This is a genomic window from Pseudomonas sp. lyk4-R2A-8 (assembly GCF_030209095.1).
In the GTDB taxonomy this organism is placed as follows: Bacteria; Pseudomonadota; Gammaproteobacteria; order Pseudomonadales; family Pseudomonadaceae; genus Aquipseudomonas; species Aquipseudomonas quebecensis.
On record NZ_JARVSS010000016.1, the window covers coordinates 32066 to 53853 of the forward strand.

The 21788-nt window shown below is 61.2% G+C and carries 23 protein-coding genes and 1 pseudogene; 15 read left to right on the plus strand and 9 right to left on the minus strand.

The genetic code is table 11. The features are described from left to right. Positions 1 to 92 precede the first annotated feature (92 nt). From mdaB to QRN10_RS16945, 3 genes are all read left to right on the plus strand, one after another. Positions 93 to 683, plus strand: coding sequence for an NADPH:quinone oxidoreductase MdaB (gene mdaB / locus QRN10_RS16935; protein WP_181078813.1), 591 nt, complete (start codon positions 93 to 95; stop codon positions 681 to 683). Between the two features lie 30 nt (positions 684 to 713). Next, positions 714 to 1610 carry a LysR family transcriptional regulator gene (locus tag QRN10_RS16940; RefSeq protein ID WP_181078811.1) on the plus strand — a complete coding sequence of 299 codons (897 nt, stop codon included), beginning with the start codon at positions 714 to 716 and terminating at the stop codon, positions 1608 to 1610. A 123-nt stretch (positions 1611 to 1733) separates the two neighbouring features. Then, complete coding sequence (locus tag QRN10_RS16945; RefSeq protein WP_181078809.1) at positions 1734 to 3179, plus strand: SulP family inorganic anion transporter; 1446 nt, start codon at positions 1734 to 1736, stop codon at positions 3177 to 3179. A gap of 19 nt (positions 3180 to 3198) precedes the next feature. On the opposite strand, the gene QRN10_RS16950 is transcribed toward QRN10_RS16945, so the two are convergent. Beyond that, complete coding sequence (locus QRN10_RS16950) at positions 3199 to 3579, minus strand: lysozyme inhibitor LprI family protein (protein ID WP_181078807.1); 381 nt, start codon at positions 3577 to 3579, stop codon at positions 3199 to 3201. A gap of 248 nt (positions 3580 to 3827) precedes the next feature. On the opposite strand from QRN10_RS16950, the gene QRN10_RS16955 reads away from it, so the two are divergent. Genes QRN10_RS16955 through QRN10_RS16970 form a run of 4 tightly spaced genes read left to right on the plus strand, consistent with a single transcriptional unit; the run spans position 3828 to position 7913 of the window. After that, positions 3828 to 5177 carry a GntT/GntP/DsdX family permease gene (locus tag QRN10_RS16955; protein WP_285428750.1) on the plus strand — a complete coding sequence of 450 codons (1350 nt, stop codon included), beginning with the start codon at positions 3828 to 3830 and terminating at the stop codon, positions 5175 to 5177. Positions 5178 to 5189: 12 nt separating this feature from the next. After that, on the plus strand, positions 5190 to 6050 hold the full coding sequence (locus QRN10_RS16960; protein ID WP_181078803.1) for a MurR/RpiR family transcriptional regulator: 861 nt from the start codon (positions 5190 to 5192) through the stop codon (positions 6048 to 6050). Position 6051: 1 nt separating this feature from the next. Beyond that, positions 6052 to 7515, plus strand: a complete 1464-nt coding sequence (locus tag QRN10_RS16965) for an N-acyl-D-amino-acid deacylase family protein (protein WP_285428751.1) — start codon at positions 6052 to 6054, stop codon at positions 7513 to 7515. Between the two features lie 29 nt (positions 7516 to 7544). Beyond that, positions 7545 to 7913: a glyoxalase superfamily protein gene (locus QRN10_RS16970; RefSeq protein WP_266246742.1), complete on the plus strand. Its 369-nt coding sequence runs from the start codon at positions 7545 to 7547 to the stop codon at positions 7911 to 7913. A gap of 300 nt (positions 7914 to 8213) precedes the next feature. On the opposite strand, the gene QRN10_RS25360 is transcribed toward QRN10_RS16970, so the two are convergent. Both QRN10_RS25360 and QRN10_RS25365 read right to left on the minus strand, forming a co-directional pair. Next, positions 8214 to 9077 carry a methyl-accepting chemotaxis protein gene (locus QRN10_RS25360; protein ID WP_400815138.1) on the minus strand — a complete coding sequence of 288 codons (864 nt, stop codon included), beginning with the start codon at positions 9075 to 9077 and terminating at the stop codon, positions 8214 to 8216. Between the two features lie 39 nt (positions 9078 to 9116). Further along, a pseudogene (locus QRN10_RS25365) lies at positions 9117 to 10133 on the minus strand (methyl-accepting chemotaxis protein); the annotation flags it as partial. Positions 10134 to 10405: 272 nt separating this feature from the next. On the opposite strand from QRN10_RS25365, the gene bamJ reads away from it, so the two are divergent. Beyond that, a complete protein-coding gene (gene bamJ / locus QRN10_RS16980; protein ID WP_253509336.1) occupies positions 10406 to 11023 on the plus strand; it encodes a BamJ family beta-barrel-assembly machinery protein in 618 nt (205 codons plus the stop codon). A 63-nt stretch (positions 11024 to 11086) separates the two neighbouring features. Here the strand turns inward: bamJ and QRN10_RS16985 are convergent, their stop codons facing one another. The 3 genes from QRN10_RS16985 to QRN10_RS16995 form a co-directional block, all read right to left on the minus strand. Continuing rightward, positions 11087 to 11344, minus strand: coding sequence for a PA4570 family protein (locus QRN10_RS16985; protein WP_181078796.1), 258 nt, complete (start codon positions 11342 to 11344; stop codon positions 11087 to 11089). A 160-nt stretch (positions 11345 to 11504) separates the two neighbouring features. Then, on the minus strand, positions 11505 to 11846 hold the full coding sequence (locus QRN10_RS16990; RefSeq protein WP_181078794.1) for a zinc ribbon domain-containing protein YjdM: 342 nt from the start codon (positions 11844 to 11846) through the stop codon (positions 11505 to 11507). Positions 11847 to 11964: 118 nt separating this feature from the next. After that, positions 11965 to 12933 carry a polyprenyl synthetase family protein gene (locus QRN10_RS16995; protein WP_032885595.1) on the minus strand — a complete coding sequence of 323 codons (969 nt, stop codon included), beginning with the start codon at positions 12931 to 12933 and terminating at the stop codon, positions 11965 to 11967. Positions 12934 to 13172: 239 nt separating this feature from the next. On the opposite strand from QRN10_RS16995, the gene rplU reads away from it, so the two are divergent. From rplU to QRN10_RS17030, 7 genes are all read left to right on the plus strand, one after another. Next, positions 13173 to 13487, plus strand: a complete 315-nt coding sequence (rplU, locus tag QRN10_RS17000; protein ID WP_003176051.1) for a 50S ribosomal protein L21 — start codon at positions 13173 to 13175, stop codon at positions 13485 to 13487. Positions 13488 to 13521: 34 nt separating this feature from the next. Next, entirely contained in the window at positions 13522 to 13779 is a 258-nt protein-coding gene (rpmA, locus tag QRN10_RS17005) for a 50S ribosomal protein L27 (protein WP_003176049.1), read from the plus strand. Positions 13780 to 13973: 194 nt separating this feature from the next. Then, on the plus strand, positions 13974 to 15197 hold the full coding sequence (cgtA, locus tag QRN10_RS17010; RefSeq protein ID WP_010206489.1) for an Obg family GTPase CgtA: 1224 nt from the start codon (positions 13974 to 13976) through the stop codon (positions 15195 to 15197). Between the two features lie 127 nt (positions 15198 to 15324). Next, positions 15325 to 16443 carry a glutamate 5-kinase gene (gene proB, locus QRN10_RS17015; RefSeq protein ID WP_181078868.1) on the plus strand — a complete coding sequence of 373 codons (1119 nt, stop codon included), beginning with the start codon at positions 15325 to 15327 and terminating at the stop codon, positions 16441 to 16443. 15 nt (positions 16444 to 16458) lie between these two features. Continuing rightward, positions 16459 to 16923 carry a CreA family protein gene (locus QRN10_RS17020; protein WP_266246737.1) on the plus strand — a complete coding sequence of 155 codons (465 nt, stop codon included), beginning with the start codon at positions 16459 to 16461 and terminating at the stop codon, positions 16921 to 16923. Between the two features lie 101 nt (positions 16924 to 17024). Further along, complete coding sequence (locus QRN10_RS17025; protein ID WP_253509332.1) at positions 17025 to 17507, plus strand: glutathione peroxidase; 483 nt, start codon at positions 17025 to 17027, stop codon at positions 17505 to 17507. Between the two features lie 142 nt (positions 17508 to 17649). Beyond that, positions 17650 to 18753 carry an NADH:flavin oxidoreductase gene (locus QRN10_RS17030; RefSeq protein WP_253509330.1) on the plus strand — a complete coding sequence of 368 codons (1104 nt, stop codon included), beginning with the start codon at positions 17650 to 17652 and terminating at the stop codon, positions 18751 to 18753. A gap of 136 nt (positions 18754 to 18889) precedes the next feature. On the opposite strand, the gene QRN10_RS17035 is transcribed toward QRN10_RS17030, so the two are convergent. The 3 genes from QRN10_RS17035 to cysZ form a co-directional block, all read right to left on the minus strand. After that, a complete protein-coding gene (locus QRN10_RS17035) occupies positions 18890 to 19516 on the minus strand; it encodes a hypothetical protein (RefSeq protein WP_266246730.1) in 627 nt (208 codons plus the stop codon). A gap of 238 nt (positions 19517 to 19754) precedes the next feature. Beyond that, positions 19755 to 20933, minus strand: a complete 1179-nt coding sequence (locus QRN10_RS17040; protein ID WP_181078784.1) for a glycosyltransferase family 4 protein — start codon at positions 20931 to 20933, stop codon at positions 19755 to 19757. Between the two features lie 54 nt (positions 20934 to 20987). Beyond that, a complete protein-coding gene (cysZ, locus tag QRN10_RS17045; protein WP_181078782.1) occupies positions 20988 to 21755 on the minus strand; it encodes a sulfate transporter CysZ in 768 nt (255 codons plus the stop codon). Positions 21756 to 21788: the final 33 nt, after the last annotated feature.

Below are 21788 nucleotides of genomic sequence, written 5' to 3' on the forward strand. Positions count from 1 at the left end.
AGATCAAATGTATTTTGCCGGTTCATGGCTTATTCGAAGGGGTCTGGGTGGATAGTCTGCGTCCAGACCTTTCCAACCTTCTGGAATCTCCCATGAAAAAAGTCCTGTTGCTCAACGGCGGTAAACAATTCGCCCACTCCGATGGCCGCTACAACGCTACCCTGCATGACACCGCAGCGGCGGTGCTGGACCGTGCCGGTATCGACGTCAAAGTCACTCATATCGACGCCGGCTACGACGTGGCCGAAGAGGTCGCCAAGTTCCTGTGGGCCGACGTGATCATCTACCAGATGCCCGGCTGGTGGATGGGCGCGCCGTGGATCGTCAAGAAGTACATCGACGAAGTCTTCACCGAAGGCCACGGCAGCCTGTATGCCAGCGATGGTCGCACCCGTTCCGATGCATCGCAGAAATACGGCAGCGGCGGCCTGATCCAGGGCAAGCAGTACATGTTGTCGCTGACCTGGAACGCACCGCAGCAAGCCTTCGACGACCCCAGCGATTTCTTCGAAGCCAAGGGCGTGGACGCGGTGTACTTCCCGTTTCACAAGGCCAATCAATTCCTCGGCATGACCGGCCTGCCGACTTTCCTTTGCGTGGATGTGATGAAACGCCCGGCCATCGACGCGGATGTGGCGCGCTATGAGCAGCATCTGGCGCAGGTGTTCAACCTCTCGGTGTAAGCTGCGCCTCACGATGAGAGAGGAGCGCCCGTGAAAGCCCGATCCGATGAGCTACAGATCTTTGTCAGCGTGATCGAGTGCGGCTCGATTTCCGCAGCGGCGGAGCAGGCCGGGCAGACGCCGTCGGCGGTCAGCCGGACCTTGTCGCGCCTGGAAGCCAAGCTCGACACCACGCTGATCAACCGCACCACGCGGCGCATGGACCTGACCGAAGAAGGCAAATACTTCTTCGAGCAGGCCAAGGCGATTCTGGCGCAGATGGATGAGCTGGAAGAACGCCTCAGCTCGCGCCAGCAAACACCGGCCGGGCGCCTGCGCATCAATGCGGCGGTGCCGTTCATGCTGCACGGGATCATTCCGTACATCGCCGAATTCCGCCGCCTGTATCCGCAGATCCAACTGGAGCTCAACAGCGATGACCTGATCATCGACCTGCTGGAACAGAGCACCGACATTGCGATTCGCATCGGTGCGTTGGCCGATTCGAGCCTGCATGCGCGGTCCCTGGGCTGCACCCCGCTGCATATCCTTGCCAGCCCCGACTATCTTGAGCGCCACGGCACGCCACGCACGGTCGCTGACCTGGCGGATCACACCTTGCTGGGTTTCACCCAGACCGAAACCCTCAACCATTGGCCGCTGCGCCATGCGGCAGGCGACCGCTGGCTGATCCAGCCGAGCATCGGCGCTTCCAGCGGCGAAACCCTGCGTCACCTGGCATTGGAAGGGCAGGGCATTGCTTGCCTGTCGAACTTCATGACCTTCGACGACATCGACGCCGGGCGCCTGGTGCCGCTGCTGGAAACGTTTTACAGCGGCTACCGCCAACCGATCCACGCGGTGTTCTATCGCAACTCGCAGTTGGCACTGCGCATCCAGTGCTTCCTGGACTTTATCCAGGCCAAGCTGGCGCGGTATGCCTGCTGATTCGACGGTCATGTGAGAGCGGGCTTGCACCCCGATGGCGCCCACTCGGCCTTCAAGACTAGCCCCACCCCGCTCAATTCCGTACCATTCCCGGCCTTATTCCCCGCAATACCCTGGTACCTCATGAACCTCACCCGTCTGCGCGCCGATGCCCTGGCCGGCCTCACCACGTCCTTTGCGTTGCTGCCCGAATGCATCGCCTTCGCCCTGGTCGCTCACCTCAACCCACTGATGGGCCTGTACGGCGCCTTTATCATCTGTACCCTCACCGCGCTGTTCGGCGGGCGGCCGGGGATGGTGTCCGGGGCGGCCGGTTCGATGGCGGTGGTGATCGTCGCGCTGGTGGTGCGGCACGGGGTGGAGTATCTGCTCGCCACCGTGCTGCTGGGCGGGTTGATCATGGTTGCGTTCGGCCTGCTGCGCCTGGGCAAGCTGGTGCGCATGGTGCCGCACCCGGTGATGCTGGGGTTCGTCAACGGCCTGGCGATCATCATTGCCCTGGCGCAGTTGGAGCATTTCAAGAACGGCGAGGCCTGGCTCAGTGGCACGCCGCTCTACGTAATGAGCGGCCTGGTGCTGGTGACCATGGCGATTGTCTATGGGCTGCCGCGCATCACGCGCGCAGTGCCGCCTGCGCTGGTGGCGATCCTCGGCGTGGGTCTGGCGGTGTACCTGCTGGGCTTGCCGACGCGCACCCTGGGCGACATGGCTCACATCGCCGGTGGCCTGCCCGGCTTTGCGCTGCCGCAGGTTCCCTGGACCCTGGAAACCCTCGGCATCATTGCGCCCTACGCGTTCCTGATGGCGATGGTCGGCCTGCTGGAGACCCTGCTGACCCTCAACCTCACCGACGAAATCACCGAGACCCGTGGCTACCCCGACCGTGAGAGCGTGGCCCTGGGCGCCGCGAACATGGTCTCGGGCCTGTTCGGTGGCATGGGCGGTTGCGCGATGATCGGGCAAACCGTGATCAACCTCAGCTCCGGCGGACGCGGGCGTTTCTCCGGGGTGTTTGCCGGGGTGATGATCCTATTGTTCATTCTGTTTTTGTCGCCGCTGATCGAGCGGATTCCACTGGCGGCGCTGGTGGGGGTGATGTTCGTGGTGTCTCAACAGACCTTCGCGTGGGCGTCGTTGCGGGTGATCAACAAGGTGCCGCTCAATGATGTGCTGGTGATTATCGCAGTGACGGTCATCACCGTGTTCACCGACCTGGCCACCGCGGTGCTGTGCGGGATCGTGATTGCGGCACTGAATTTTGCCTGGCAGCAGGCCCGCGAGCTGTACGCCGACGAACACGTGGAAGCCGACGGCAGCAAGCTCTATCGCCTGCATGGCACTTTGTTCTTCGCCTCAACCACGCCGTTCCTGAACCAGTTCGATCCGGCCAACGACCCGGCCCAGGTGACGCTGGACTGTCGCCACCTCAGCTTCGTCGATTATTCGGCGATTGCCGCGCTGATGACCCTGCGCGAGCGCTACAACAAGGCCGGCAAGCATTTGCGGGTGCTGCATTTGTCTGAGCGCTGCAAAAAACTGCTCAAACGCGCGCGGGTGCATCACGACTGACTCCGCCCAGAGCGAGGAGTTATGGCCCCATCAGGTCTTCGAGTTCCTGGGCGCGGGTCTGGGTCATGTCCAGTACGCAGCCGGAGCCGTTGACCCGATCGATGGAACCACCGGTCGCCGAGCCGGCAAAGGCGCAATTGGCGTCGCGATACTTTATCCACAGGCGCTGCACGTCCTGCAGCTGCTGTTTACGTGGGCCTTCCTGGGCGGCGAGGGCGGTTTTGTAGGCGCGGTTCAGGCGATCGTCCTGAACCTTGGCCTCTTTGGTGTTGCAGGTGACCATGTCGAGCGTGGTGTTGGCGCTGTCCATGCACTTTGTCAGCGCGGCGTTATCGGCGGCCGTTGCGTGGCCGCACAAGGCCAGAAGCACGGCGGCGGCGGCGAAAGAGCTACGAGTCATCATCGATTTTCCTGAGCGTGAGTGGGTGCGCATTCTAAGACCCAGCGGCGCGGTCTGAGTTTCCGCCAGCGTCCGATCCTCATGTAAGAACACCTTCCTGATTTTCATCCGATGGCGCCGAACATGTCCGACGGCGACAGCGCTTATCCGTGGACGAAAGTTACTTTCATGCAGTTTGAAAATCCCGTGGGGAAATGATTTATGAATTTCACAACCAATTCGACGTGACCCTTTCCGAGGAGTACCGCATGGCCGCATCACCGGGCTTTGGGCTGTTGGCATACGCTGCCATCGCCATCATTGCATTGATCGTGCTGATTGCACGTTACCGACTCAACCCGTTTATCGTCATCACCCTGGTGTCTATCGGCCTGGCGCTGTTGGCCGGGATGCCGGCCGACACCATCATGGGCTCCTACGAGGCGGGCGTCGGCAAGACCCTGGGACACATCGCCCTGGTGGTGGCGCTGGGCACCATGCTCGGCAAAATGATGGCCGAGTCCGGCGGTGCCGAGCAGGTGGCGCGCACCTTGATCCATCGCTTCGGCGAGCGCAATGCGCACTGGGCCATGGTGTGCATTGCCTTTCTGGTGGGGCTGCCGCTGTTTTTCGAGGTGGGCTTTGTGTTGCTGGTGCCCATCGCGTTTACCGTGGCGCGGCGGGTGGGGGTGTCGATCCTGATGGTTGGTTTACCGATGGTCGCCGGCTTGTCGGTGGTGCATGCGCTGGTGCCGCCGCACCCGGCGGCGATGATGGCGGTGCTGGCGTACAACGCGTCGGTGGGGCAGACCGTGCTGTATGCGATTCTGATCGGCATTCCGACGGCAATCATCGCCGGCCCCGTCTACGCCAAATACATCGTGCCGCGTATTCACCTGCCGGCGGAAAACCCGCTGGAGCGCCAGTTTATCGAGCGCGAGCCGCGTAGCCGTCTCCCGAGTTTTGCCCTGACCATGGCCACCATTCTGTTGCCAGTGGTGCTGATGATGATCGGCGGCTGGGCCAATGTGTTGTCCACGCCGGGCACGGGGTTCAACCAGTTCCTGTTGTTTATCGGCAACTCGGTGATTGCGCTGCTGGTGGCGACGCTGGTCAGTTTCTGGACCCTGGGCCTGGCTCAAGGCTTCAACCGCGAATCGATCCTCAAATTTACCAACGAATGCCTGGCGCCGACTGCCAGCATCACGCTGCTGGTGGGGGCGGGTGGCGGTTTGAATCGTATCCTGGTGGATGCCGGCGTGACCAACGAGATTCTGGGGCTGGCCCATGCCTTCCACCTGTCGCCGCTGGTGATGGGCTGGTTGTTCGCCGCACTGATGCGCATCGCTACCGGCTCGACCACGGTGGCCATGACCACTGCCTCCGGTGTGGTGGCGCCGGTGGCCCTGGGCCTGGGTTATCCACATCCGGAATTGCTGGTGCTGGCCACCGGTGCGGGCTCGGTGATCTTTTCCCACGTCAACGACGGCGGCTTCTGGCTGATCAAGGAATACTTCAATATGACGGTGATCCAAACCTTCAAGACCTGGACCGTGCTGGAAACCCTGATTTCCGTGGTTGCCTTCGGTCTGACCTATGGTCTGTCCTGCCTGCTTTGACCCGGAGCCCTTATGGACATCCTCTACCAGATCCGCGCCCGCCAGGCGTCCTTCAGCGCCGGCGAAGGGCGCATCGCCCGGCTGATGCTGGACGACGTAGGCTTTGCCGCGTCGGCCAGTCTGGAGGCACTGTCCCAGCGCGCCGAGGTCAGCACTGCGACCTTGTCACGTTTTGCCCGCAGTGTCGGTTGCCGCGACTTGCGCGATCTACGCCTGCAGCTGGCCCAGGCCAGCGGCGTCGGCAGCCGCTTCCTGGACCCGGTGGGCACACCCGAGCAGTCGGCGTTTCACCGGCAGATCCTGGGGGATATCGAAGCCACGCTGCGCCAGCACCTGGCGGGCTTCGATCAGGCAAGTTTCGCCGACGCGGTCGGCCTGTTGAGCAAGGCGCGCATGGTGCATGCGTTCGGCATGGGCGGCCCGTCCAGCCTGTGCAGCGATGAGTTGCAAGTGCGCCTGGTGCGCCTGGGCTATCCGATTGCCGCTTGCCATGACCCACTGATGATGCGCGTCACCGCCGCCACGCTGGGCCCGCAGCACGTGCTGATCGTCTGCTCGCTGACCGGCCTGACGCCCGAGTTGCTCGACGTGGTGGAACTGGCGCGCAACTACGACGCACGCGTTATCGCCCTCACGCTCGCCGACTCACCGTTGGCGCGCCTGGCCGACGTGGTGCTACCGCTGCAACCGGCCGAAACCAGTTTTATCTACAAACCCACGGCGGCGCGCTACGGCATGCTGCTGGCCATCGACCTGCTCGCCACCGAGCTGGCGCTGGCCATGCCGGACGATAACCAGGAACGCCTGCGCCGCATCAAGCTGGCCCTGGACGACTACCGCGGCGGCCCCGATGCCTTGCCGCTCGGAGATTGAAATGAAGTACGACACGTTGATTCGCCAGGCTCTGATTATCGATGGCAGCAACACCCCGGGATATGTCGCCGATGTAGGCGTGCGTGCGGGGCGTATTGAGGCCATCGGCGAGCTGTCGAGCGGCTCGGCCGCGCAAACAATCGAGGCCAGTGGCCGGGTGCTGGCGCCGGGCTTTATCGACGTGCACACCCACGACGACACAGTGGTGATACGCCAGCCGCAGATGCTGCCCAAACTCAGTCAGGGTGTGACCACGGTGATCGTCGGCAACTGCGGTATCAGCGCGGCGCCGGTCAGCCTGCGTGGCGATCCGCCGGACCCGATGAACCTGCTGGGGCGGCGTGATGCCTTTGCCTACCCGCGCTTTGCCGACTACCGCCAAGCGGTGGAAAACGCCCACCCGGCGGTCAACGTTGCTGCGTTGATCGGCCATACGGCGCTGCGCAGCAACCACTTGGACGACCTCTACCGCACGGCCACCCAGGCAGAAATAACGGCCATGCGCGCGCAGTTGAAGGAAAGCCTTGAGGCGGGCGCCCTGGGTTTGTCCACCGGTTTGGCCTACGCCAGTGCGTTCAACGCCGAGACAGATGAAGTGCTGCAACTGAGCGAAGAGCTGACCGCTTTCGGCGCGGTGTACACCACCCATTTGCGCAGCGAATTCGAGCCGGTGCTGGAGGCCATGGACGAAGCGTTCCTGATCGGCCGGCATGCCCAGGCGCCGGTGATCATTTCCCACCTCAAATGTGCCGGCGCGGGTAACTGGGGGCGTAGTCCGCAGTTGCTGGCGTCCTTGGAACTGGCCGCGAAAACCCACCCGGTGGGTTGTGATTGCTACCCCTATGCGGCCAGTTCCTCGACGCTGGACCTCAAGCAAGTCACCGATGCCTTCCCCATCACCATCACCTGGTCGACGCCGTACCCCTCCATGGGCGGGCGCGACTTGCAGGACATTGCGGCCGAGTGGGACGTTTCCCTGCTCGACGCGGCCCGTCGCCTGCAACCGGCGGGGGCGGTGTACTACGGCATGGACGAGGCGGATGTGCGGCGCATCCTTGCGCATCCGTTGTCGATGGTGGGCTCCGACGGGTTGCCGGAAGACCCGTTCCCGCACCCGCGCCTGTGGGGCGCGTTCCCACGGGTGCTAGGACATTTCAGCCGGGATGTGGGGTTGTTCCCGCTGCACACGGCGGTGCACAAAATGACCGGCTTGTCGGCGGCGCGGTTTGGCTTGTCGGAGCGCGGTGAAATCCGTGAAGGGCACTGGGCCGATCTGGTGTTGTTAGACCCCTTGCGAGTGCGTGACGTCGCGGACTTCAAGGCACCGCAGCGGGCGGCGAAAGGCATCGAGGGGGTATGGGTCAACGGAGTGTTGAGCTACCACAATGGGCACGCCAACGGTGAACGGCCGGGCCGCTTCCTGGCGCGCAGCGGGGATTTGCGCGGTGGGTTTTGGTCTTTATAGTGGGCGCCTTCACACACGGAGCGATCGCCATGCACTTAGGAAAAGTCACCCCCATCCTGCGAATTTTCGACGAAGCCAAAACCTTGGAATTCTACGTCGACTTCCTGGGTTTCAAGGTGGATTGGCAGCACCGTTTCGAGGCCAATTATCCGGTGTACCTGCAGGTGTCTTTGGGCGAGTGCGTGCTGCATTTGTCCGAGCACCATGGCGATGCGTCGCCGGGCGCCGCCGTGCGCATTCAGGCGCAAGGCGTGGACGGGTACCAACGGCAATTGCTGGCCAAGGATTATCGTTACGCCAAGCCGGACGTTGAGGAAACTCCGTGGGGCTCGCGGGAGATGAGCATCAAGGATCCGTTCGGGAATCGGCTGGTGTTTGTGGAGGAGGGCGAGGGCTGAGCGGTAAATCGCGGGCAATAAAAAACCGTCTTGGTTAAGACGGTTTTTTTGCGATCCCAGTTAGTGGCTGGGATTGCGAGCTCACTGAAAGCGCTGACCCACCCTGCCGATATTAATGGCGACTATCCTTTCGTGCAAGCCCTGACCACGCTCGGCCTGGTTTGTTTATGTACAAAAACGGCGGCAAAATTTTGCAATGAATCGGTTGGTTTTGACTGCCGATTTGGGACAGCTTCGATGACCGCTAAGGTCTGAAAAGCGGAGCCGCCTCGGTGTATGCCGAGGCGGCTTTTTGCTTTCCTACACCCGGAAGTGGCTTACCATCTGCTGCAACTGGCTGCCCAGTCGGGCCAGTTCCACGCTGGATTTGGCGGTCTCTTCACTGGCGCTGGCGGTCTGTTCCGACACATCGCGCACGTTGACGATGCTGCGGCTGATCTCTTCGGCCACGGCGCTCTGCTCTTCGGCGGCAGCGGCGATCTGCTGGTTCATCGACTGGATGTTGGACACCGTCCGGGTGATGTTCTCCAGCGACACGCCGGCCTTGCGGGTCAGTTCCACGCTGCTGTCGGTGAGGCTGCGGCTGTTGTTCATCACGTTGGCCACTTGCTGGGTGCCGTTCTGCAAGCCGGCGACCAGGCCTTCGATTTCTTCGGTGGATTTCTGCGTGCGCTGGGCCAGGCCGCGCACTTCGTCCGCCACGACGGCAAAGCCACGGCCGGCTTCACCTGCACGTGCCGCTTCGATCGCTGCGTTGAGAGCCAGCAGGTTGGTCTGTTCGGCCACGGCCTTGATCACATCCATCACGCTGCCGATCTTGTTGCTCTCTTGCTGCAGATGCGTCATGGCGTCGGTGGAGCGCGCCACTTCAGCGGCGAGCCGCTCGATCTGAGCGATGGCCTCGGCCACCACCTTGTCGCCTTCACGGGCCTGGCCATCGGCGTCGGACGCAGCCTGGGAAGCCTGTTCGGCATTGCGCGCCACTTCCTGCACGGTGGCGGTCATTTCATGCATCGCGGTGGCGACCTGGTCGGTTTCGATTTTCTGGCTGTTCACGCCGGCGCTGGTCTGCTCGGTCACGGCCGACAACTCTTCGGCGGCGCTGGCGATTTGAGTCACGCCATCACGAATCCCGCTGATCAGTTCGCGCAAAGTGGTGCCCATGCGCTGGATGCCTTGTTGCAGAACGCCCAACTCGTCGCGGCGGGTGACCTGAATGTTGTGGCTCAGATCGCCGGAGGCAATGCGCTCCACCACGGCCAGGGTGTCCTGGATCGGACGGGTGATCTGGCGGGTAATCACCAGCGCGGCGATGATGCCGACCAGCAGTGCCAGCAAGGTGCTGATCAACTGCAGGCTACGGGCCTGGGCGCTTTCGGCGTCGCGGCGGTCAAGCTGAATATCGTAGAGCTTGTCGCTGATGGTGACGATATCGGCTCCCTGGGTGGTCATCTCGGCCCGGGCGGCGACGATGTTGGCGTTGGCAGCCTTATAGTTCTGCACGGCGTTGCGATAGGCATTCAGGGCGGTTTCAAGCGCGGTCAGTGCGCTTTGCTGGCTGCTGCCGAACACGGCGCTCAAACCTTTCAAGCCGTTGATGGCTTTCTCGATTTGTGCCGCGGCGCGGGCTTCGGTGTCAGGGTTGACGTTGTTGGTGTAGCCACGCACTTCGTAGCGGGCCAACTGGAATTCCTGCTTGGCATTGGTCAATGCCTGGAACTGGGTGAAGCGTTCCGGGCTGTCCGGCATCTGCTGCACACTGGTGTCCAGGGCCTCGATCTGAGCGTTGGCGATGTCGGCCTTGTCGCCCATGACCTGGCGCGACGCGTTGCCGTTGCGGTAAGCCTCACGCATTTTGTTCAGGGACTGCTGATAGGCGGTGATCACGGCCTTCTGGTCGGTCAGCAGCTTGACGTTTTCCGGGCTCTTGAAACTGTCCAGCAGCTTCTGCTGTTGTGCGGCGAACGCATCCAGGCTGGTCTGTACGTTCTGCGCCACGGCTTCGTCGCCGTTGGCCAGCATGTACTGCAAACGCACGATGCGCAGTTTGGTCAGCGACGCGTTGAGCTGGGTGATATCGCTCATCCAGTTACTGCGATCGATCAGGCTGCCGAGGCTGGTCCAGCCGGTGAGGGCCAGGATCGAGGTGAGGACCAGCACCAGGCCGAAGCCCAGGCCGAGTTTGAGGTTGACGCTGATGTTACCGAACCAGCTGTTCATCGAATGCTCCGCAAAAGTGATTTGTCTGCTGGACGGTGTTGTTGTTTGAGCCAGCCAAGGTGAGTAGACCTGTATCGGCAGGCGGACGAGAATCTGAAACGTTTATTCGTAAAACCCCGGCGCACACTCTTGTACAGCGACCTGCGGCGCCATATCGGTACTCCGAGAAGGCTCATCGGGGGCACATATTCTGTGCTAGTCTGCGGGCCCTTTTAGTTTTGGGCGGTGCGGGAGACAGTGTTTTCAGTACCGTCCTACAGCGGAGCCTATTCATGTCCGAAGTTAATCTGTCCACCGACGAAACCCGCGTCAGCTACGGTATCGGCCGTCAGTTGGGCGACCAACTGCGCGACAACCCGCCGCCGGGCGTGAGCCTGGACGCGATCCTGGCCGGCCTGACCGACGCTTTTGCGGGTAAGCCAAGCCGTGTTGACCAGGAACAAATGGCCGCCAGCTTCAAGGTGATCCGCGAAATCATGCAAGCCGAAGCCGCTGCCAAGGCTGAAGCCGCAGCCGGTGCCGGCCTGGCTTTCCTGGCTGAAAACGCCAAGCGCGAGGGCATCACCACCCTGGCTTCCGGTCTGCAGTTTGAAGTGCTGACTCAGGGCGACGGCGCCAAGCCGACCCGTGAAGACCAGGTGCGTACCCACTACCACGGCACCCTGATCGACGGCACTGTGTTCGACAGCTCCTACGAGCGTGGCCAGCCAGCCGAATTCCCGGTAGGTGGCGTGATCGCCGGTTGGACCGAAGCCCTGCAACTGATGAATGCCGGCAGCAAATGGCGCCTGTACGTGCCGAGCGAGTTGGCTTACGGCGCTCAAGGCGTTGGCAGCATCCCGCCACACAGCGTTCTGGTGTTCGACGTCGAGCTGCTCGACGTTCTGTAAGACCTGCTGCTGATTACCTGTAGGGGCGAGCCAGCCCGCTCCTACAGGGTTCTTCAGCATGGCTCATGGATGAAACTTGCCATTGATTTCCGTGGCCGGGCGCAACGCTCGGGCATAGCAGAACAGAAACAAATTACGCACCACCTCCTTCAGCACACCGGGTTCGCTCGAACTCAGGCCATTGACGTCCAGGTCACCCTGGTCCTGCAGTTCACTCAATGCTTCTTCTTCAAGCACTGCACAGACTTCGCCGGTTTCCCGATGCAGGATTCGCAGGTAAGGGTGTGGGCGATCCAGCCAGGCGTCTATCAAATAAGTCATGGTCAATTCTCCTTGATGGGTTTCAATGAGAATAATTCTTATTCGCTGAATAGCAAGTGCCTATTGGCGGTTTTTGGTTTTTTCTGAAGGGGTGTTGCGTTTGATCAACGCAGAGGGCGAAACGCCATCCCGCGACGGGCGCGGGATGGAAGCAGCATATTCAGACTTTGCGCACGAACTCGGATTTGAGTTTCATCGGGCCGATACCGTCGATCTTGCAATCGATATCGTGGTCGCCGTCGCACAGGCGGATGTTTTTCACCTTGGTACCGACTTTCACCACCAGGGAGGTGCCCTTGACCTTGAGGTCTTTGATCACGGTGATGGTGTCGCCGTCCTGCAGCACGTTACCCACGGAGTCTTTCTTCACGGTTTCATCGCCGGCCGCTTCGGTCTCACCGTTAGCGGACCATTCATGGGCGCATTCCGGGCAGACCAGTTGGGTGCCGTCTTCGTAGGTGTATTCGGAATTGCATTTCGGGCAGGGTGGCAAAGTGCTCACTTGCGCTCCTTAAAGGTCAGGATGGCTAAAGTCGCACATTGTATAGGGATTTACGGTCTTGCAGGTTGAATGAAATCTAAATGTGGGAGGAGGTACGCTCCTCCCGCATCAATGTGATTTAGTGCGTGCGTGCCACCGCAAACTCACTCAGCTCAACCAGGGCGTCCCTGTATTCGCTGGCCGGGAGGGCTTCCAGGCATTTGATTGCACGGGCCACGTAGTCACGGGCCAGTTGCGCGGTGTAGTCCAGCGAGCCCGAGGCCTCGACGGCCGCACGGATGCTTTCCAGGTCTTCGATCCCACCTTTCTGAATCGCCTTGCGCACCAGCGCAGCCTGTTCCGGCGTGCCTTCGCGCATGGTGTAGATCAGCGGCAGGGTCGGCTTGCCTTCGGCCAGGTCGTCGCCGACGTTCTTGCCCAGGGTTTCGGCGTCGCCACGGTAGTCGAGCAGGTCGTCCACCAATTGGAATGCCACGCCCAGGTGATCACCGAAGGTGCGCAGGGCTTCGGCCTGTTCGGCGGTCGCGCCACACAGCGCGGCGGCACTATGGGTGGAGGCTTCGAAGAGCATCGCGGTTTTGCCGCGAATCACTTCCATATAGGTTTCTTCGGTGGTGCTGGCGTCACGTACCTTGGACAACTGCAGCACTTCGCCTTCGGCGATGATGCGCGTGGCTTGCGACAGGATCTTCATGACCGGCATCGAGCCCAGCTCGACCATCATTTCGAACGAGCGCGAATACAGGAAATCACCCACCAGCACACTGGGCGCGTTGCCCCACATGGCATTGGCGGTTTCGCGGCCACGGCGCATGCCGGACATGTCGACCACGTCGTCATGCAGCAGGGTCGCGGTATGCAGGAATTCAATCGTGGCAGCCAGCAGGCGCAGATCGTCGCCTTCGCGGCCCAGGGCCTTGCCGCACAGCAACACTAATAAAGGACGCAGGCGTTTGCCACCCGCCGACGTAATGTAGTCGCCAATTTTGGAGACCAGCGGCACTTTAGATGTGAGCTGCTGCTTGATGATGCCGTCGACGGCGCTAAAATCGTCCGCGACCGCGCGGTAGAAAGCTTGGGGTTGCATCAGCGACAGTCGCTCCAGAAGGGTTGCGCGGCATGCTAGGACCCAGGCCCCCGAGTGTCAAGGCGCGATGGACGGCCACTTGCAACACCTATTTACCTTGCGTACAATCGCGCACCCTGAACTTCCTGGGCAGCACCTGCCTTACGCAATTGCATTCGGGACGTCCATCCCATGCAGCCATGCCAGCCAATACCTCTTCTTATAAAGCGCTGGGTGAGCAGGATTATCGGAGAAATACCATGTCGTACGCAGTAATTGTTACTGGTGGCAAGCAATACAAGGTCGCCCCAGGTGAATACCTGAAGATCGAAAAACTGGAAATCGCTACCGGCGAATCCGTTACCTTTGATCGCGTTCTGTTGGTCGCCAATGGCGATGACGTGAACATTGGCGCTCCAGTTGTTGCTGGCGCTACCGTTGTGGCTGAAGTGATCTCCCAAGGTCGTCACGATAAAGTCCGCATCATCAAGTTCCGTCGTCGTAAGCACCACATGAAGCGTATGGGCCACCGCCAGTGGTACACCGAGATCAAAATCACCGGTATTCAGGCTTAATTTCAGCCTAATTCCTCACTAGGAGAATTGACTCATGGCACACAAAAAAGCTGGTGGTAGTACCCGTAACGGTCGCGACTCAGAAGCCAAACGCCTTGGCGTGAAGATGTATGGCGGCCAGAAAATCATTCCGGGCAACATCATCGTGCGTCAGCGCGGCACCCAATTCCACGCCGGTTACGGTGTTGGCATGGGTAAAGATCACACCCTCTTCGCGAAAATCGAAGGCGTGATCAAGTTTGAAGTAAAAGGCGCGTTCAACCGCCGTTACGTGAGCGTTGTCGCCGCTTAATCGCGCGATCGCTGGAAAAGCCCTGTCTTGCGACGGGGCTTTTTCGTTTGTGGAATGAGTCTCTTGCAAAGCTGTTTGTGATGGGCAAAAGCAGCGGATTTTGCGGATGTTGCTTGAGGTCGCTGCGCTCATTTTTGCAAGAGTCTTATGTCTTGGTTTCTTAAGCTCGTCCATGCGACGAGAGGCGTTTTGTTATGAAGTTCGTTGATGAAGTTTCCATCCGAGTAAAAGCAGGCGACGGCGGTAACGGTTGCATGAGTTTCCGTCGCGAAAAATTCATCGAAAACGGTGGCCCCAACGGTGGCGACGGCGGTGACGGCGGTTCCATCTACATGATGGCCGACGAAAACCTCAACACCCTGGTCGACTACCGCTATACACGGCACTTCGATGCCGAGCGCGGCTCCAACGGTGGCAGCACTGACTGCACCGGTAAGAAAGGTGAAGATCTGGTCCTGCGCGTACCGGTCGGCACCACGATCATCGATTCCGCGACCCAGGAAGTGATCGGCGACCTGACCAAGGCCGGCCAGAAGCTGATGGTCGTGCAGGGCGGCTGGCACGGTCTGGGGAACACCCGATTCAAGTCCAGTACCAATCGTGCGCCGCGTCAGACCACGCCGGGCAAGCCGGGCGAGCAGCGCGACCTCAAGCTGGAAATGAAAGTGCTGGCGGATGTGGGCCTGCTGGGCCTGCCGAACGCCGGCAAGAGCACCTTTATCCGTTCGGTATCGGCCGCCAAGCCGAAAGTTGCCGACTATCCGTTCACCACCCTGGTACCCAATCTGGGCGTGGTCAGCGTCGATCGCTGGAAAAGCTTCGTAATCGCCGACATTCCCGGCTTGATCGAAGGCGCTTCCGACGGCGCGGGCCTGGGTATCCGCTTCCTCAAGCACTTGTCCCGCACCCGTTTGCTGCTGCACCTCGTCGACATGGCGCCGCTGGATGACACCAGCGCACCGGACGCCGCCGAAGTGATCGTCAGCGAGCTGACCAAATTCAGCCCGTCGCTGGCCGAGCGTGATCGTTGGCTGGTACTGAACAAGTGCGACCAGATTCTCGAAGAAGAGCATGAAGAGCGCGTCAAGGAAATCGTCGACCGCCTGGAGTGGGAAGGTCCCGTCTACGTGATCTCGGCCATTGCCAAAGAAGGCACCGAGCGCCTGACGCGCGACATCATGCGCTACCTGGAAGACCGTGCCGACCGCCTGGCCGCCGATCCGGTGTTCAAAGCCGAACTGGCCGAACTCGACCAGCGCATCGAAGACGAGGCCCGCGCCCAGCTGCAGGCCCTGGACGACCAGCGTGCCCTGCGTCGCAGCGGCGTGAAGTCGGTTCATGACATCGGTGACGATGATTGGGACGAAGAAGACGTGGATGACGAAGACGGTCCGGAAATCATTTACGTGCGCGACTGATTCGTTGCAGTAAACTTAAGCGCCGCTCACTCGAGCGGCGTTTTGGTATCTGTAGTCTTTAAAGCAGTCACGAATAACGTTATGGGCGGCGCTGGGTCGCGCGGCCCTCACTCTAAGGTTGAAGATGATGCGGAGCAAAGTGACAGGTGCGCAGCGCTGGGTCGTAAAGATCGGCAGTGCGTTGCTGACGGCCGATGGCAAGGGTCTGGATCGCGCAGCTATGAGCGTCTGGGTCGAGCAAATGGTGGCCTTGCATGAAGCGGGCGTGGAGTTGGTGCTGGTGTCGTCCGGAGCGGTTGCCGCCGGGATGAGCCGCCTCGGCTGGACCGCGCGACCCAGCGCGATGCACGAGCTGCAGGCCGCGGCCGCCATCGGTCAGATGGGCCTGGTGCAGGCCTGGGAATCGAGCTTTGCCGAGCATGGCCGCCACACCGCGCAGATCCTGCTGACCCACGACGACCTGTCCGACCGCAAGCGCTACCTCAATGCCCGCAGCACCTTGCGCGCGCTGGTGGAGCTTAAGGTGATCCCGGTGATCAACGAGAACGACACGGTGGTCACCGACGAAATCCGCTTCGGCGACAACGACACCCTGGCCGCGCTGGTGGCCAACCTGGTGGAAGCCGACCTGCTGGTGATCCTCACCGACCGTGACGGCATGTTCGACGCCGACCCGCGCAACAACCCCGATGCGCAGCTCATTTATGAAGCGCGTGCCGACGACCCGGCGCTCGATGCCGTGGCCGGCAGCGTCGGCGGCGCCCTGGGCCGCGGTGGCATGCAGACCAAGCTGCGTGCCGCGCGCCTGGCCGCCCGTTCCGGCGCGCACACGATCATTGTCGGTGGGCGCCTGGAGCGCGTGCTGGACCGTCTCAAGGCCGGCGAACGCATCGGCACGCTGCTGTCGCCGGAGCGCGGCATGCTGGCGGCACGCAAGCAGTGGCTGGCGGGGCATCTGCAAACCCGTGGCACCCTGGTGCTGGACGACGGCGCGGTTTCGGCGTTGTCCCAAGGCAACAAAAGCCTGCTGCCGGTCGGCGTCAAGTTGGTGCAGGGCAGTTTCCGCCGTGGCGAGATGGTGGTGTGCGTGGCGCCGGATGGTCGCGAGATCGCCCGTGGTCTGGCCAATTACAGTGCCCTGGAAGCGCAGAAGATCATCGGGCAGCCGTCCGACGCGATTGTCGGTCTATTGGGTTACATGGCGGAACCGGAACTGGTGCACCGCGATAACCTGATCCTGGTTTAACCAAAGGAATACACAATGCGCGTACTGAAAGGATTGCTCGGCCTGCTGATGGCCATGCCCCTGCTGGCCTCGGCCGAAGAGGTCGGCCAAGTGTCGACGGTGTTCAAGTTCGTCGGCCCCAACGATCGAATCGTGGTCGAAGCGTTCGATGACCCCAAGGTCGACGGTGTGACCTGCTACCTCTCGCGCGCTAAGACCGGCGGCGTGAAGGGCGGGCTGGGCCTGGCCGAAGACCGCGCCGAAGCCTCTATCGCCTGCCGCCAGGTAGGGCCGATTCGCTTCAAGGGCGAACTCAAGGACGGCGACGAAGTCTTCAAGGAACGCACCTCGCTGGTGTTCAAAACCATGCAGGTGGTGCGCTTCCTCGACAAGAAGCGCAATACCCTGGTGTACCTGGTCTACAGCGACCGCCTGATCGAAGGCAGCCCGCAGAACGCGGTGACGGCCATTCCGATTTTGCCGTGGCCGACCGCTCAGTAACCGGCGGGCGAGTTTTGTCATCGGCGTCTATGATTCCAAGCTTGCGGTCTGTAATCTCGAAACGCCGCAATGCAAAGAATATGGGATATCTGGAGTTCGTCATGAGTGTTTTCCACGACCTGAAACTCAAAGCTCTGGACGGGCAAGAGCTGCCGCTGGCGCGTTTCAAGGGGCAAGTTGTGCTGGTGGTCAACGTCGCATCCAAGTGCGGTTTAACCCCGCAATACGCGGCGTTGGAAAACCTTTATCAGCAATACAAGGCCAAGGGGTTCACCGTGCTCGGCCTGCCTTGCAACCAGTTTGCGGGCCAGGAGCCGGGCACCGAACGGGAAATCCAGGACTTCTGCAGCCTGAACTATGGGGTGACTTTCCCACTGGCCAGCAAGATTGAAGCCAATGGCCCGGAGCGTCACCAGCTGTACCGTATCCTCGCGGGGGAGGGCGCTGAGTTTCCGGGCGATATCACCTGGAACTTCGAGAAATTCCTGTTGGGCAAGGATGGTCGCGTGCTTGCGCGCTTCTCGCCGCGCACGGCACCGGATGATCCCACCGTCGTTCAGGCCATCGAAAAAGCCTTGGCCTGATTCCCTGACCTGCAGGCGCCAATGCGCTCCTGCAGGTGTCCGTCATTTCTAAGCTTTAATCACCCAGATCAATAGTGCTACTCAGCGCGCAACGCCGCCCATATTATCCACGTCATAATTCAGACCTTCGTGGAGTGCTCCCATGCCTGCCCAAGCCTTGTTCAAACCTTTCCAGCTCGGTGCACTGCAACTGTCGACCCGCGTGGTCATGGCGCCAATGACCCGTTCGTTCTCGCCCGGTGGCGTGCCCAATGCCAAGGTCGTCGAGTACTACCGTCGACGCGCGGCCGCCGGTGTGGGCCTGATCATCACCGAGGGCACAGTGATCGGGCATCAAGCGTCCAATGGCTACCCCAACGTCCCACACTTCTACGGCGAAGCCGCCCTGGCCGGCTGGAAGACCGTGGTCGATGCAGTGCACGCCGAGGGCGGCAAGATCGTTCCGCAGTTATGGCATGTGGGCAGCGTGCGTCGCCTTGGCACCGAACCTGACGCCAGCGTGCCGGCCTACGGGCCGATGGAAAAACTTAAGGATGGCAATGTGGTTGTCCACGGCATGACCGTCCAGGACATCAAGGAGGTGATCGGTGCCTTCGCCCAAGCGGCCAAAGATGCCCAGCGCATCGGCATGGACGGCGTGGAAATCCACGGTGCCCACGGCTATTTAGTGGACCAGTTCTTCTGGGACGGCAGCAACCAGCGCACCGACGAATACGGCGGCAGCTTGGCCAACCGCTCGCGTTTTGCCATCGAACTGATCCAGGCCACCCGCGCAGCCGTCGGCCCGGACTTTCCGATCATCTTCCGGTTTTCGCAATGGAAACAGCAGGACTACACCGCGCGGCTGGTGCACACCCCTGAAGCATTGGGTGAATTTCTCAAGCCTTTATCGGACGCGGGTGTGGATATTTTCCACTGCTCCACTCGGCGTTTCTGGGAGCCGGAGTTTGAAGGTTCAGATCTCAACCTGGCCGGCTGGACCCGTCAGCTCACCGGTAAACCGACTATCACCGTAGGCAGCGTCGGCCTGGATGGCGAGTTCCTGCAGTTTATGGTCAATACCGATAAGGTCGCTCAACCTGCAAGCCTGGAAAAATTGCTGGAGCGTCTGAATAACGATGAATTCGACTTGGTCGCCGTGGGTCGCGCACTGTTGGTGGATCCGGACTGGGCGTCGAAAGTGCGTGAAGGGCGCGAAGGCGACATCCTGCCGTTCAGTCGTGAGGCGTTGACGACACTGGTGTAGGGACTCAATAGAGCTGCGCTTGAGGATCACGTCAGTGGCAGTCTTAAACGGGGGGCGGGTATTGAATATCCGCCCCCCGCTTCTCGTCAGGCCGACTGGCCTTGCGGCCTAAGGTCTTGTGTTAAGCCTTTATTGGTTAAGCCCAATAAGTGTCGTCGGGTTGGTTGGAATACGCCCTTTGATAGTAAGGCGTGTGGTCATGCAGTGAAGGTCTGTCAGCTTGCCGCAAGTGATAGCCACCGTCGTAGGGTGGGCGTTGTCCGCCGTTATGCTCAGGTTGCCAGGTGTTTTCAGGGCGCACGGCATAGGGGCGATAGCCGCCGTTGTGGGGTGGGCGTTGCCCGCCGTTGTGCTCTGGTTGCCAGGTGTTTTCAGGGCGCACGGCATAGGGGCGATAGCCACCGTTGTGAGGTGGGCGTTGCCCGCCGTTGTGCTCGGGCTGCCAGGTGTTTTCAGGGCGCACGGCATAGGGACGATAGCCGCCGTTGTGGGGTGGACGTTGCCCGCCGTTGTGCTCAGGCTGCCAAGTGTTTTCAGGGCGCACGGTGTAGGGGCGATAGCCACCGTTGTGGGGCGGGCGTTGCCTGTCGTCATGCGCAGTTTGCCAAGCATTGGCGGGGCGTTGCGGTTGCGGGCGGTTCCAGCCATGGCTTGCGCCGTGGGAAGGGTTCGAGCCGTTCGGGGACGGGCGTATCTGCAACTCCCCTTGAGTGTGGGAGGGCTGAGGATGCAGCGTGAATGACCCATTTATCAGTGTCGACATAGCGCTCTCTATCAATGTCCAGTATCGATGGCCTGCCTGGTTCGAGCGTGTTCCGCTGGGAAACACCATCGGATGGCAGGTGTCATCTAGGTGGCGCTGATTCGCACACCGTTCCAGAAATATCCTGTTGTGGTGCGCCGATTCGTGCGGCCTCAAGGCGAGATTCCCCGTGCAGAGGCCAGAACCCAGGCGCAGCAGAGGCAGGAGGGCGAACGGGCTTACGTCATTTGCGGAGCGTTCAACGAACGTAGGGCAGCGTTGGCACCGTCAAATGCTCCCCGCACACATCGCGTAACTGGTTCTCGAATTGCTCGATGATCGCCGGCCAGCCTTGGCGGCTGGCATGCTGGCGTGCATTCAGACGCGCCCTGCGCAAGTGTTCGCTTTCTTCAAGCAGCCAGTTGGCCGCGTCGCAAAAGGCATCTTCATCCCCTGGCATCGCCAATGCGCCGCTGTAACCGTGGCGAATGTGCTGGGTTGCGGCCGCCTGGTCGTATGCCACTACGCCCAAGCCAGAGGCCATGGCCTCCAGCACCACATTGCCGAAGGTTTCGGTCAGGCTGGGAAACAGGAACAGGTCGCCGCACGCGTAATGCTGTGCCAGGCTTTCTCCGCGCTGGCTGCCGCAAAAGATCGCGTCGGGAAGATCGCGCTCCAACTGGGCCCGTTGCGGGCCATCGCCGACGATGATCAATTTCAGTCGGCGCTGTGGATAAGTTGCGCGCAATGACTCAAAACAGCGCTTGAGCAGGCCCAGGTTTTTTTCCTGGGCCAACCGACCGACGTGCAGCACCGCCACGTCATCATTGGCCAGCCCCCAGCTTTCCCGCAGGGCATTGTCGCGCTTGGCAGGGTGGAACAGCTGGCTGTCGACCCCGCGCGACAACATGCCCAGGCGTTCGAAATGCCGGCGCTCCAGCTCCAGGCGTTGGCTGGCACTGGGCACCAGCGTCAAGTCAGAGCGGTTATGAAACCAGCGCAGGTAGTGCGTGACCATCCGGCTCAACAGGCTCAGACCGTACTGGTTCGAGTACTGCTGGAAATTGGTGTGGAAGCCGCTCACCACACTGATCCCCAGGCGCCGCGCGGCCCGCAGCGCCGACAGCCCCAGCGGGCCTTCCGTGGCGATGTACAGCACATCAGGGCGTTGGCGCGTCCAGCGTCGCAGCAACTTGTGCATCGACGACTGACCCCACTGCAAACCCGGATAGCCGGGCAGAGGCCAGCCGCGGCACAGCAGCAATTGGTCGTCGCTGGGACGGCTCTGATCAACGCCCTGTCGCGGACGCACCAGCTCGATTAGATGGCCGCGGGCGCGCAAGCCATCACACAGGCGGCCAAGGGTATTGGCCACCCCGTTGATCTCTGGCGGGAAGGTTTCGGTAATCAGGGTGATGTGAAGCGAAGCTGTCGTCATGACCCCCAGTCTCGCTGTGGGCCATGTCGTCAATGTGTCATCGGTATGATGGATTTATGACCGGGTCACTTTTGCTTGGCGCACCATCGTTTCGGCGCCTTGTTCACGCACCCAGAATAACGTGGCGCCGGCCACCGCCGCCGGCATCATCAGCAAATTGACCACCGGCACCAGCAGCACCAGGTAGACGACGCCGCCGAAGCTCAAGCTCTGCCAGCGCTTCTGACGCAGCCAGGCGAGCATTTCGTTCCAGCCCAGTTTGTGGTTGTCCGCCGGGTAGTCGATGTACTGGATCGCCATCATCCACACGCCGAACAACAGCCACAGCGGCGCGGCAATCAAGTTGACCACCGGGATAAACGACAGAATAAACAGGCCGATGGCGCGTGGCAGGAAGTAGCCCAGCTTGCGCATTTCCCGGGCCAGGGTGCGGGGGATCATGGCGACCAGCTCGCTCCAGCTGAACGGCGGGAAGTCATCGGTGCCACGCACCACCACTTCGACCTTTTCCGCCAGGAAACCATTGAACGGCGCTGCGATGATGTTGGCGAGCAGGGTGAAGGTGAAAAACACCATCAGCACAACCAGCACCACAAACAGCGGCCACAGCAGGTAATTGAGAAAACTCAGCCAGCCGGGCAGGGTCGGCATCAACTGGTCGACCCACAGGCTGAACTGATGGCCGGCAAAATAAATCAGCCCGACGAACAGCACGAGGTTGATCGCCAGCGGCAGCAGCACAAACAGCCGCAGGCCGGGGCTCAGCACCAATTTGAGGCCTTCTCGCAGGTATTGCGGGCCGGAAAGAGCAGGGGCGGGCATGAGGTACTCCGAGCAGAATGACGAACGCGCCGA

What these genes read in the sequence shown, in the direction of transcription:
- QRN10_RS16970 (WP_266246742.1), top strand. Translation starts at nt 7,545, where the DNA reads ATGCACTTAGGAAAAGTCACCCCCATCCTGCGAATTTTCGACGAAGCC.
- QRN10_RS16960 (WP_181078803.1), top strand. Translation starts at nt 5,190, where the DNA reads ATGGACATCCTCTACCAGATCCGCGCCCGCCAGGCGTCCTTCAGCGCC.
- cgtA (WP_010206489.1), top strand. Translation starts at nt 13,974, where the DNA reads ATGAAGTTCGTTGATGAAGTTTCCATCCGAGTAAAAGCAGGCGACGGC.
- QRN10_RS16950 (WP_181078807.1), bottom strand. Translation starts at nt 3,579, where the DNA reads ATGACTCGTAGCTCTTTCGCCGCCGCCGCCGTGCTTCTGGCCTTGTGC.
- QRN10_RS16995 (WP_032885595.1), bottom strand. Translation starts at nt 12,933, where the DNA reads ATGCAACCCCAAGCTTTCTACCGCGCGGTCGCGGACGATTTTAGCGCC.
- bamJ (WP_253509336.1), top strand. Translation starts at nt 10,406, where the DNA reads ATGTCCGAAGTTAATCTGTCCACCGACGAAACCCGCGTCAGCTACGGT.
- QRN10_RS16985 (WP_181078796.1), bottom strand. Translation starts at nt 11,344, where the DNA reads ATGACTTATTTGATAGACGCCTGGCTGGATCGCCCACACCCTTACCTG.
- rpmA (WP_003176049.1), top strand. Translation starts at nt 13,522, where the DNA reads ATGGCACACAAAAAAGCTGGTGGTAGTACCCGTAACGGTCGCGACTCA.
- QRN10_RS17035 (WP_266246730.1), bottom strand. Translation starts at nt 19,516, where the DNA reads ATGTCGACACTGATAAATGGGTCATTCACGCTGCATCCTCAGCCCTCC.
- QRN10_RS16945 (WP_181078809.1), top strand. Translation starts at nt 1,734, where the DNA reads ATGAACCTCACCCGTCTGCGCGCCGATGCCCTGGCCGGCCTCACCACG.
- QRN10_RS17030 (WP_253509330.1), top strand. Translation starts at nt 17,650, where the DNA reads ATGCCTGCCCAAGCCTTGTTCAAACCTTTCCAGCTCGGTGCACTGCAA.
- QRN10_RS16965 (WP_285428751.1), top strand. Translation starts at nt 6,052, where the DNA reads ATGAAGTACGACACGTTGATTCGCCAGGCTCTGATTATCGATGGCAGC.
- QRN10_RS25360 (WP_400815138.1), bottom strand. Translation starts at nt 9,077, where the DNA reads ATGGGCACCACTTTGCGCGAACTGATCAGCGGGATTCGTGATGGCGTG.
- QRN10_RS17040 (WP_181078784.1), bottom strand. Translation starts at nt 20,933, where the DNA reads ATGACGACAGCTTCGCTTCACATCACCCTGATTACCGAAACCTTCCCG.
- proB (WP_181078868.1), top strand. Translation starts at nt 15,325, where the DNA reads ATGCGGAGCAAAGTGACAGGTGCGCAGCGCTGGGTCGTAAAGATCGGC.
- QRN10_RS16955 (WP_285428750.1), top strand. Translation starts at nt 3,828, where the DNA reads ATGGCCGCATCACCGGGCTTTGGGCTGTTGGCATACGCTGCCATCGCC.
- QRN10_RS17025 (WP_253509332.1), top strand. Translation starts at nt 17,025, where the DNA reads ATGAGTGTTTTCCACGACCTGAAACTCAAAGCTCTGGACGGGCAAGAG.
- cysZ (WP_181078782.1), bottom strand. Translation starts at nt 21,755, where the DNA reads ATGCCCGCCCCTGCTCTTTCCGGCCCGCAATACCTGCGAGAAGGCCTC.
- mdaB (WP_181078813.1), top strand. Translation starts at nt 93, where the DNA reads ATGAAAAAAGTCCTGTTGCTCAACGGCGGTAAACAATTCGCCCACTCC.
- rplU (WP_003176051.1), top strand. Translation starts at nt 13,173, where the DNA reads ATGTCGTACGCAGTAATTGTTACTGGTGGCAAGCAATACAAGGTCGCC.
- QRN10_RS17020 (WP_266246737.1), top strand. Translation starts at nt 16,459, where the DNA reads ATGCGCGTACTGAAAGGATTGCTCGGCCTGCTGATGGCCATGCCCCTG.